The following is a 12,108-nucleotide window of genomic DNA, read 5'->3' as shown; positions in this document are numbered from 1 at the left end:
CCATTCAAAACTCGTCGATACGTCAGTGGAACCGGTTCGTGAGGCCGTGACCGTTACCTGGTAGACCCCATCGTTCAATGGACCGCCAGTGTCAGCACCCGTGGCTATCGTACCACTTATACTACCCGTCGAACTGTCGATGCCCATGCCCGAAGGCGCACCCGTCATTACATACGATAAGGGCTCGGAAACATCACCACCGCTGGCCTGGGCGTCAAAACCTACCGTAGCCCCAACAACATCACTGCGGTCGGCTATCGCCGAAAGCACCAATGGGCCCGGTGCAGGGTCGTCTGCCGTGACCGTCCATTCAAAACTCGTCGATACGTCAGTGGAACCGGCTCGTGAGGCCGTGACCGTTACCTGGTAGACCCCATCGCTCAATGGACCGCCAGTGTCAGCACCCGTGGCTATAGTACCACTTATGCTACCTGTCGAACTGTCGATGCCCATGCCCGAAGGCGCACCCGTCATTACATACGATAAGGGCTCGGAAACATCACCACCGCTGGCCTGGGCGTCAAATCCTATCGTAGCCCCAACAACATCACTGCGGTCGGCTATCGCCGAAAGCACCAATGGGTCCGGTTCAGGGTCTTCCACTTCGCCAGGAATAATAACTTCAATACCACTAATCAAAGGATTTTCGATAATATGAAGAAAACCAATATTAAGAACACCATCAGAGATGGTTACCGGATAACTCAGCATACCACCAACCAAATGACCGAATTCCGATACGGGATCAAAATCACTCTCTACAATAAGGCCTTCAATTGTAATGTCAAAAACCCTATCCCCAATTTCACCGGTCCCACCAAAATCATTTCCAACATAAAGATTTACAGAATAGTCTCCATTTTGAATTGGTATGTTATAAGTCATTTCGGGACTTTCACCTGGATCCCATCTTTGAGATGCAAAAATATTTTGATAAAGTTCAGCCCCAATATAAGAGGGTACTGAAAAATGCCGTACAGAATTTGAAATTCCACCTGTGCCGCCTAGGTTACCAGTATTTACCGAATGGCCTGTGCCATTAAAAAAACCCTGTCCAGAATCGTTTGCCCAGTTAGGCCCACTATCAGTTGAAGGGATTGTTTGACCTCCACAATTGATACGGTAAACTATTTCAGCTGGTTCTCCTGTATTGGTGTTTGGATTTAATTGGTTTATCCATTGTTCAAGAAGGGTAACTCCTTCAATATCAATCTCGTTCTTGGCCAATTGCGGCATCATAATACTTGGGTCAACACTGTTTACCCGATGATATAATATGGAATTGGAAGCATTACCTGGATCAATTATCTTTTCCGTTGGGCTTAGACCCAAGGGGGTATTTGCTTCTGCATTCAATAGTCCTGTCTCGTCTAAAGAATTTGTTAACCTCAAATCAAAATTTGCCCGATCTCCAGAGGCACCTGGCCTATGGCAATAGGCACAGTTCAAATCTAAATATGATCTTGCCCTTTGTTCAAGTGAGGCATTTGTATCATAAATTGAAGAGTGGGTTAGAAAATTTGAAGTATTTGTATCAGAAATATTTTGTTCAATAATTCCAAGATGACTTAATGTAACCAATTGATTAGCAGTTATCCCACTACTTTCATAGGTAAAATCTTTGTTCAGATATCTTGTTCGCAGACCTAAGGATCCCTTAGTGGTGGAGTTATGACATCCAATACATTCTGCATTAGATGGAAAGTGCCATTGCACTGTTTTGGTACCTCCACCTAGGGTGGTTACTTGTATTGGTTCTTCAATGCCAGTTTCTTGAAGAAAAGCCTCGGTTTCTTGATCATTCCAATTGTAGGTCAGAAAATAAAAATTACCATCCTCACCTTTAATAGAAAACCGAGTTTCTATCTTTTTGGTCAATGACGGGTTATTTTCATCAATAGGGAATTCAAAATGTTTTATGATGACCGTACCAGTGGGAAAATCCCAATCTCCATTTTCAGAGTATGAAATACGTTCACCAGGAGTATTATGAGTACCATCATTTGGTATTGCCAACCACCTTTTCTTAAGTGCCCCGTCAGACCAAAAGGGGTCTATTAATTCATATGGAATAAAACCGTCTACCACAGTTAAGTCTTCCAAGCTCGAAAACGCACCAGTTTCAGAGAGGGTACTTGGAATTGTTGCTACATCCAATTCAGTTGGGACTAGTCGATATAGGTTTACATTCTCCCCTTGCTTTAATAAATAAAGTTCTCCATCATAATCTTGACCGAAAGAAATTATGTTCGTTGGTAAAAAATTACCCAACAACTCATAGTTACCATTTGTTGTATCAACAGACCATATCTCATCACCTGTACCAAAATCAGCACAGATATATTTACCATATAATTCAGGAATATTAGAGCCTCTATAGACATAGCCTCCCATAATTGCATTGGCATCAGCACGTGGGAATTCTACTAAAGGACGTTCATGAGGCATGTTATTCAACAGGTTTGGTGAGCAGAAAGTTGAAGGGCCCGCATTGCCCTCATATACAGGCCAACCATAATTTTTCCCTTTAACAACAACATTTATCTCTTCGTGTTTACTTTCTCCAATTTCACCGATATAAAAAGTCCCAGTTTCTCGGTCTTTGGTCATTCTATGAGGGTTTCTGTGACCAAGTGTGTAATACTCTTCAAAAATAGAACCGTCATTATTATTAAAAGGATTATCATTAGGAATCCAATACTCAATCCCACTAAATTCATCAGATTCTCCGGCATCAGCTGGCATTGTCCGAATCGGAGCGTGGCTTTTGCTGGGGTCTTTATCTACATCTAACCTCAACACTCCGCCATCTAGATTATCTGAAATCGATTGAGAACTTTTATAGGTAGATTGATCCCCAGTTGTTAAATATAAAAATCCGTCATCTCCAAATTCCATCCCACCTCCTCTATGGGTAGTGTTGTAAAGTTGAAGCTTAAACATGGTAACCAAAGACCCATCAATAAATGTAAAATTATTCGGGTTTACCTCGAATCTTTCCAAATGAAGATAATTACCGTGAAATCTTTCTAGTCCGCATGAAAGGCCAAGCGGGGGGCCCTCTAAAGTTGTATCGCCCGTGACAGATTTTGTAGAATAATATATGTAAATGAAATTCTTACCTGCGTTACCAAATTGAGGATGGATTGCTAACCCTAAAAAACCTCCATCCCTTACAATTGCAACCTCATCAGAAAGATCTACCAATAGGTTTTTCTGCGGAGTGTTTTCGTCGTTTTCAAACCAATAGATCTGCCCATTTCTTTGACCAATAACAAATTTATTTTGACCTGGTACGAGATTGAAATTTAAGGGTGAATTAAAGGTGATATTAGGGAATGCAATTTCGTAGGGTGGTTGTACTACATTGTTCCTAGGAAATGTGTTATTTAAAAATTGCCCAATTGGCTCAGGAGAGGTTAATCCAGGAGGTTGAAAAATTGCCGTTGAGAATAAGCCAAACGCTATTGCAAAAAACAAAACCCATTTAATTGATTTCATGGTTGGATGAATTAATATTCACGATTAAATGGGGGATTCTCAAAGTTAATTCATAGTCCCAAAAAAAACTAGACCAATGTTGAATGGAAATCAATGTTTCGATGAGGAACTATTTTGATCGATAAAAAACTTTAGAGATTACGTTTGTATTTCTCCTTTATAAAAAAAGCCGATGTTTTCACATCGGCTTTCTTATGCAAGGTTGTAATCTTAATTACTTACCAAAATCCTTCTTAAGAGTGGTTCACCAGTATTTAATTCAATAACGATGAAATATAGTTCATCTCTTAGATTATAAACTGGAATGCCATATTGACCTTCAGAAACAAATAATTGACTTGGCTCGAAAACTCCTAAGAGTTTACCCGAAGAATCAAATAGTTTGAATTGAGTTATCGTTCTGTCGTTGCTTAAATTTCCAACGTATAGATTAGCTACATTACTTGCTGGATTAGGAGCTATGAACGGATCTGGTTCTAAATCTGAAACTTGATTTTCCAAAACTTCAATGGCAAGTGAGGTATCATCACTTAAACCTTCAACATCACTTACAGTCAAGGTTACGATGTAGCTTCCTGGGTCAGTAAATGTATAGCTTGGATTGGCATCTGTGGAAGTACCTACTCCATCCCCAAAGTCCCAAGAATAACTTGCAATTCCGGTATCATCAGTACTTTGATCTCCAGTGAAGTTCACCAATAAAGGAGCTTCCCCACTATCGATATCAGAACTAGCAACTGCGGTTGGAGCGCCATTGGCGGCGTTAACGGTTATTTCTATTTGCGCTGTATCGGTAAGACCGTCAGCGTCGGTGACCGTTAGAACTGCTGTGTACGTTCCTGCTGCTGTATAAGTGTAACTTGGTTTCGCATCGGTCGAAGTGCCTACTCCATCCCCAAAGTCCCATGAATAACTGGCAATGCCAACATCATCGGTACTTTGATCTCCAGTGAAGTTCACCAATAAGGGTGCTTCCCCTTCAGTTACATCAGAACTGGCCACTGCTGTTGGAGCGCCATTGGCGGAGTTAACGGTTATCTCTATTTGCGCTGTATCGGTAAGACCATCAGCGTCGGTGACCGTTAGAACTGCTGTGTACGTTCCTGCTGTTGTATACGTATAACTTGGGTTCGCATCGGTCGAAGTGCCTACTCCATCCCCAAAGTCCCATGAATAACTGGCAATGCCAACATCATCGGTACTTTGATCTCCAGTGAAGTTCACCAATAAGGGTGCTTCCCCTTCAGTTACATCAGAACTGGCCACTGCTGTTGGAGCGCCATTGGCGGAGTTAACGGTTATCTCTATTTGCGCTGTATCGGTAAGACCATCAGCGTCGGTGACCGTTAGAACTGCTGTGTACGTTCCTGCTGCTGTATAAGTGTAACTTGGGTTCGCATCGGTCGAAGTTCCTGCTCCATCCCCAAAGTCCCAAGAATAACTGGCAATGCCAACATCATCAGTACTTTGATCTCCAGTGAAGTTAACCAACAAGGGTGCATCACCCTCTGATACATCAGAACTGGCCACTGCTGTTGGAGCGCCATTGGCGGCGTTAACGGTTATTTCTATTTGCGCTGTATCAGTAAGGCCGTTAGCGTCGGTAACCGTTAAAACTGCTGTGTACGTTCCTGTTGCTGTATAAGTGTAACTTGGGTTCGCATCAGTCGAAGTGCCTGCTCCATCCCCGAAGTCCCAAGAATAGCTGGCAATGCCAACATCATCAGTACTTTGATCTCCGGTGAAGTTCACCAATAAGGGTGCATCACCCTCTGTTACATCTGAAGTTGCTACGGCAGTAGGTGCATTATTAGCCGTCGTAACCGTAATAGTAAGTTCATCAGTATCGGTAAGACCACCATCATCAGTAACCGTTAATACAACGGTATAAGTTCCCGCTGCTGTAAACGTATAACTAGGATTAGCATCTGTGGAAGTACCTACTCCATCCCCAAAGTCCCAAGAATAATTGGCAATGCCAACATCATCAGTACTTTGATCTCCGGTGAAATTCACCAATAAAGGAGCATCACCCTCCGTAACATCAGCAATTGCCAAAGCTATTGGAGAACCATTGGCAGCGGTAACTGAAATCTCAATTTGCGCACTATCTGTTAGACCGCCATCGTCGGTAACGGTAAGTACTACTGTATATGTTCCCGCTCCTGTAAATGTATAACTTGGATTAGCATCGGTAGAGGTTCCTATTCCATCTCCAAAGTCCCAAGAATAACTGGCAATACCAACGTCATCGGTACTTTGATCGCCCGTGAAATTCACCAATAATGGAGCTTCTCCTTCAGTGACATCAGAACTTGCAACCGCCGTTGGAGCACCATTGGCTACCGTAACAGTTATTTCAATTTCAGCAGTATCAGTAAGACCACCATCATCAGTAACTGTTAATACCACAGTATAAGTTCCAGCTCCTGTAAATGTATAACTAGGATTAGCATCAGTGGAAGTACCTACTCCATCCCCAAAATCCCATGAATAACTGGCAATACCAACATCATCAGTACTCTGATCTCCAGTGAAGTTAACCAATAAAGGTGCATCACCCTCCGTAATATCTGAAATTGCTACCGCAGTAGGATCGAAGCCTGGGAACTTAAATTGCCATCTCTGCTCGTCACTGCCATCAGCAGTATACACGGCAATATTGCCATCCGGCTCAACCGCAAGATAATTACCGCCAACCTTACTGATAACATGGAAAGTGTTATCTCCTGCATCAACTATTTGCCAAAGTTGAGCATCGGAAGTATTTCCAGTAAACTGCCATACATTGGTTCCTGAATCTGGGCTAGCAGCTTGAACATCTAAGTAGCTACCACTATGCTCTGCTCGGAACTTGTAGTATCCTTGCCCGTCATATTCCAGTGCAAAATGCTGATTATCTGATTCTATGTAAGTCGCTTCGGCAACATTTGTTTGGTCAGCTAAACCTGAACCTACAACCTCCATTGATTGTCCGGTTCCTCTATTTATGATTCTATAAGTAGCTAATGCAGGTGGTGAAGCGGCACCTCCATCATCGTCTGCATTAAATCCGTCTACTATGGTTGAAAAACCTAAATAAATTGGATCACTTGTAGGATCTACCGTAACGGTAATATCATAGTATTGAACCCCATCAAGATCTGTATCATCTAAACCAATTACACCAACAGCCTGTGGAACGTTCCAATCAGCAGGTGTGAAGGTCAATACATTTCGAGAAATATCAAACTCATCACCATTTGATGATTCCGTTATTTGTAAAATAACATTAGAACTCGGAGCTGCATCCAAAACAATCGTAAATGAATCAGTAGTTCCATCTTCTGAAGTTGAGACTATACCGGGTTCTGCTGTGATTCCAGCTCCAGTTGGGGTACCAGTAGGTAAAAACTGCCAACGTTGCTCATCACTACCATCTGCAGTATAAACAGCAATATTTCCGTCTGGTTCAACGGTCAAATAGTTCGTGCCAAGTTTACTTATTATATGGAAAGTATTACCGCCCGCATCGACTATTTGCCATAATTGAGCATCAGAGGTGTTCCCAGCAAACTGCCAAACATTTGTACCAGATGCAGAACTCGCCGCCTGAACATCTAAATAACTACCGCTATGTTCTGCTCTTAACTTGTAATAACCTCCGCCATCGTATTCCAATGCAAAATGTTGATTATCGGTGGCTGTATATCCGGCTTGGGCCACATTTGTCTGGTTGGCAGTGCCTGACCCAACAACCTCCATAGTTTGGCCAGTGCCAGTATTTAATATTCTATAGGTATCAAGATCAGGAGGGGCTGCCGCTCCCCCATCGTCGTCAGCATTAAACCCATCGACAACTGCCGAGAATCCTAAATAAGCAGAATCACTACCAGCAGCAACTGATAAAGTTATCTCATAATATTGTACCCCATCAGCATCAACATCATCCAACCCAGTAACTATTACTGTTTGCGGCTGATTCCAATCGGCAGAAGTGAATGTTAGCGATGTTTCTGAAATATCAAATTCATCACCATTTAGGGTCTCTGTAAGATTTAAAACAACATCTGAAGTTGGTGCAACATCTAAGACAACCGTGAAGGAATCGTTTGTTCCGGTTTCAGAAGTTGATACTATGCCTGGCTCAGGAGTGATTCCTGCGCCAGAAGGTGTGCCAGTAGGTAGGAATTGCCAACGTTGTTCATCACTTCCGTCTGCTGCGAGAACTGCGATGTTCCCTCCACCTTCAACGGCTAAGTAATTACCTCCTAATGTACTTATTATATGGAAGGTGTCATCACCAGCGTCAACAAGTTGCCATAATTGAGCGGCTGAACCGTTTCCTGCAAAATGCCATACGTTTGCACCTGGATCAGGATTTGCTGCTTGCACATCTAAGTAACCATCGCTATGAATGGCCCTAAAACTATAAACATCCGTACTAACTTCTTCTAATGCGAAATGTTGATTATCCGCAGCAGCATAACCTGCTTGGGCCACGTTTGTTCCATTAGCAGTTCCTGCACCTACAACCTCCATAGTTTGACCAGTGCCCAAGTTGACAATTCGGTAAGTATCTTCCGGTGGAGGCTGGTTTAATGCATCCATTTCATTTATCCACTGTTCCAATAAAGCAACACCAGCCACATCAATTTCATTTTTTGCTAATGGTGGCATCATGATAGTAGGGTCAGTACTATTTGTTCTATGGTAAAGAATTGATTTTGATGCATCTCCAGGAAATAAAATCTCTTCGTCAGGAGCAAGACCTAAAGGCGTATTGATTCCTGCAGTCAACAAACCCGTTTCGGCCATTGAATTAATAAGTCTTAAATCAAAGTCAGCCCTATTACCAGTGGCTGGTTGGTGACAATAAGCACAATTTAAATCAAGATATGACCTAGCTTTATCCTCTGTAGAACCTGTTGGGTCATCAATAGAAGTATGTGTTAGAAAGTTAGGGGTATCAGCATCAGTAATTGTTTCTTCTATAATTCCTAGAAAACTTAAGGTTTCCATTTGGTTTCCTGTAACACCCGTCTTGTCATAGGTATAATCGGAATTAAGATATCTAGTTCTTAAGCCCAAAGTACCTTTCGTGGCAGGGCTATGACAACTTAAGCATTCACCATTGGAGGGATAATGCCAAGTAACTTGACGAGTGCCACCACCAACAGTGGTCACATCTATTGTCTCGTCCAAACCAATTTCTTGAAGAACAGCATCTGTCTGTGCTTCATTCCAATTATAAGTCAGGTAATAGAAATTTCCATCATTGGCCTTAATGGAAAATCTTGTCTCTATCTTCCGTGTAACTGTAGGATCATTATCATCGATTGGATAATCGAAGTGTTTGATCAATACTGACCCTTCAGGAAAATCCCAAATACCATTTTCTGAGTAGGTTATTCTTTCGCCCGGAGTATCATGGGTACCATCGTTAGGCACTGCCATCCATCTCTTCTTGTATGCGCCGTCAGACCAAAATGGATCAATTAATTCGTAAGGTATAAATCCGTCGGCTACATCCATTGTACTCAAATCGTCAAAAGCACCAGTATCAGATAACAGTTGTGGCATACTGCTATAATCTGGAGCTCCACTATTTGATAAACGATACAGCCCAACTCCTGCTCCTTGCTTCAATAAATACAACTCTCCATCATAATTTTGACCGAACGATATGATGTCTGTAGGGGCAAAATTTCCTAGAAGTTGGTATTCTCCGGTTACAGTATCAACTGACCATATCTCATCGCCTGTGCCATAATCGGCACAAATATATTTTCCAACCAAATCAGGTATGTCCGATCCTCTGTATACATATCCCCCAATAATTGCGTTTGCATCGGTTCGTGGAAATTCAACAAGGGGTTCTTCATGGTCCATTCCATTCAATAAACCAGGAACACATCCTAAATTTGGACCGGCCGTAGCTTCATAAACAGGCCAACCGTAATTACTTCCCGCCGTTACAATGTTGATTTCTTCGTGGGTGGCTTCACCTATTTCACCAATATAGAAAACCCCAGTTTGACGGTCTTTTGTCATTCTGTGTGGATTTCTATGACCTAGGGTGTAATATTCCTCGAAATTCGAACCATCTGGACTTTGAAAGGGATTATCATTTGGAATCCAATATTCAATGCCTGAAAATTCATCGGCTTCTCCTGCACTGTTTTGCATGGTTCTTATTGGAGCATGACTTTTCGTTGGGTCCTTATCCACATCAATCCTCAATACACCGCCATCTAAATTATCAGTAATATCCTGTGCATGCGCTTTGACTGATTGTTCGCCAGTGGTTAGATATAAAAAACCGTCATCACCAAACTCTAAACCGCCTCCCCTATGAGTTGTTCTGTACATGCGCAGTTTGAACATGGTTTCCATTGAGTTTGCCACAAAACTTAAATCAGCAGGATTAACTTCAAATCGTTCAAGGCGTAAAAAATTACCGAAAAACTCATCTTCTTCATTACCGAGATTACAAGAGAAGTTTTGACCGGCTGGTGAATTCAAAAAGTCGTCTCCAGTTTCTGATTTTGAAGTGTAATAGACATAGAAATAATTACTGCCCGCGGTTCCGAAATCAGGATGAATGGCCAAACCCAAAAAACCACCGTCCCAAACTACTCCTACTTCAGTTGATAAATCAACAAGTAAATTTTTTGTGGTGGTTGTTTCTAAATTATCAAACCAATAAATTTCTCCATCACGTTGACCAATAATAATTTTATTTTGGCCTGGTACTATCGTAAAATTCAGAGGTGAATCAAACGTTAAATTTTCAAATGCAGGTTCATATGGGTCTTCTGTGAAACCCAAATTAGGAAATACGCCGTTTGCATATTGACCAATTGGTTCAGGATCAGTTAAACCGGGTGCAAAAAAGAGTTCATTGAAACCTGATAGAAAGGTTGTGCCAAATAGGACTAATAGAGTGAGGTGAACAGCAACTTTCCTGTAGCTGAATTTATTTTCCATTTCTAGCGTTTTTTAAGATCAAAAGTATTAATTAGGGGACATTAATTCTATGTAAAAGAACTCTTTTCTTCAACTAAGTTTTCAAATAGTCGCCAAACTGCATAAAAAACAAGTTAACTACCACTTTGTTTAACCTTCTAAGTTAACAATTCTACGTTCATTCTTTTGATTTTGATTTGCAACAAAACCATTAAAATTGAATTGTTTAAACCGCATTCTTATCAAAAAAAATTTTAGGTTTTTAATCCTTAAATAGAACAAAATCAAAGAAGAAAAAAAAGATAATTTTATGCTAGTTTTGAATATTTATAGATAATTGACCGTTACTAATTTGTTTTGTTGTTCGAAACTAGAATTCTATGCCTAAATTACTTCAAATAAATACAGTTGCCAGTTATAGTTCAACAGGAAGAATAGTTGTTGGCATTGGACAAATGGCAAATAAGGAGGGATGGCAAAACTATGTTGGATTTGGAAGAAAAGACGAGGTCGAAAATTCCAATACGTATCGAATTGGTAATAAACTTGACAATTACCTACATGTGGCAGAAACCAGACTCTTTGACCGACATGGCCTAAGTTCTAGAATGGCTACTAAGAAATTTATCAATTGGATTGAGGAAATTGAACCTGATATTATTCAATTACATAATTTACATGGCTACTATCTCAATATTCCCATCTTATTTAAGTTTTTAGAAAATTTTGAAGGACCCGTTGTCATGTCATTGCATGACTCCTGGAATTTAACCGGCCATTGCCCTCAATTTGAGCATATTGGTTGTGAAAAATGGATTACTTCTTGCCATAAATGTCCATTGACCCGTGAGTATCCGAAAAGCCTAGGAATTGACCGTTCAACAAAAAACCAGTTGATGAAAAAAAATTGGTTTACGAAAGTCGACAATCTTACACTGGTTACCAGTTCTGAATGGTCAGTCGATATCATTCGCAAATCTTTTCTGTCAAATAAGGAAATCGTAAAAATATCAAATGGTGTAGACACCAACATTTTTTATCCTAGGGAGAACAGTAAATTAAAAGCAAAGTACAATCTTGAGAATAAGTTTATTATTCTGGGTGTTGCAGCGGTTTGGACTGTGAATAAAGGCTATAAGGATTTTTTAAAACTTTCATCTAAGCTCAACACGGATGAAGTTTTGATTTTAGTTGGCTTGGATGAGAAACAGACTAAGGAAATTCCAAAAAATATACTAGGTATCCAAAGAACTCAAGATGTACATGAACTTGCCGAATTCTATTCTATTTCAGATGTTTTCTTGAATTTGACCTATGGAGATACTTTTCCAACAGTCAATTTAGAAGCATTGGCTTGTGGGACTCCCATTGTGACCTACAAAACAGGAGGAAGTACTGAACCAGTAAATTCGAATACGGGCTTTGTAGTTGATCAAGGTGATTTGGATGCCAGTCTTGAACAGGTTAGGGAAATTAAAAAAATTGGGAAAGAACATTACATAAAAAAATGTAGGGAATTTGCTGTGGATAACTATGAAAAAGACGCACAATTCTTGAAGTACATTAAACTTTACAAACGATTACTTGAGAATTAGTTTTCGTATTTCTTATTCCAGTTCATGAACCAATAGCACCAATCTTGATAAACCTTGACCTTTA

General features: G+C 40.7%; 3 protein-coding genes. 1 reads left to right on the top strand and 2 read right to left on the bottom strand.

All coding sequences use genetic code 11. The features are described 5' to 3' along the window. A partial coding sequence (locus HCU67_RS08640) for a PQQ-dependent sugar dehydrogenase (protein ID WP_210423679.1) occupies positions 1-3,501 on the bottom strand: 3,501 nt, incomplete at its 3' end. A gap of 210 nt (positions 3,502-3,711) precedes the next feature. After that, positions 3,712-10,470: a PKD domain-containing protein gene (locus HCU67_RS08635; RefSeq protein ID WP_168552233.1), complete on the bottom strand. Its 6,759-nt coding sequence runs from the start codon at positions 10,468-10,470 to the stop codon at positions 3,712-3,714. Between the two features lie 359 nt (positions 10,471-10,829). On the opposite strand from HCU67_RS08635, the gene HCU67_RS08630 reads away from it, so the two are divergent. After that, entirely contained in the window at positions 10,830-12,044 is a 1,215-nt protein-coding gene (locus HCU67_RS08630; protein ID WP_168552232.1) for a glycosyltransferase, read from the top strand. Positions 12,045-12,108: the final 64 nt, after the last annotated feature.

This window comes from Croceivirga thetidis (assembly GCF_012272815.1).
GTDB lineage: Bacteria > Bacteroidota > Bacteroidia > Flavobacteriales > Flavobacteriaceae > Croceivirga > Croceivirga thetidis.
This window is presented reverse-complemented; position numbering and strand designations above follow the sequence as displayed.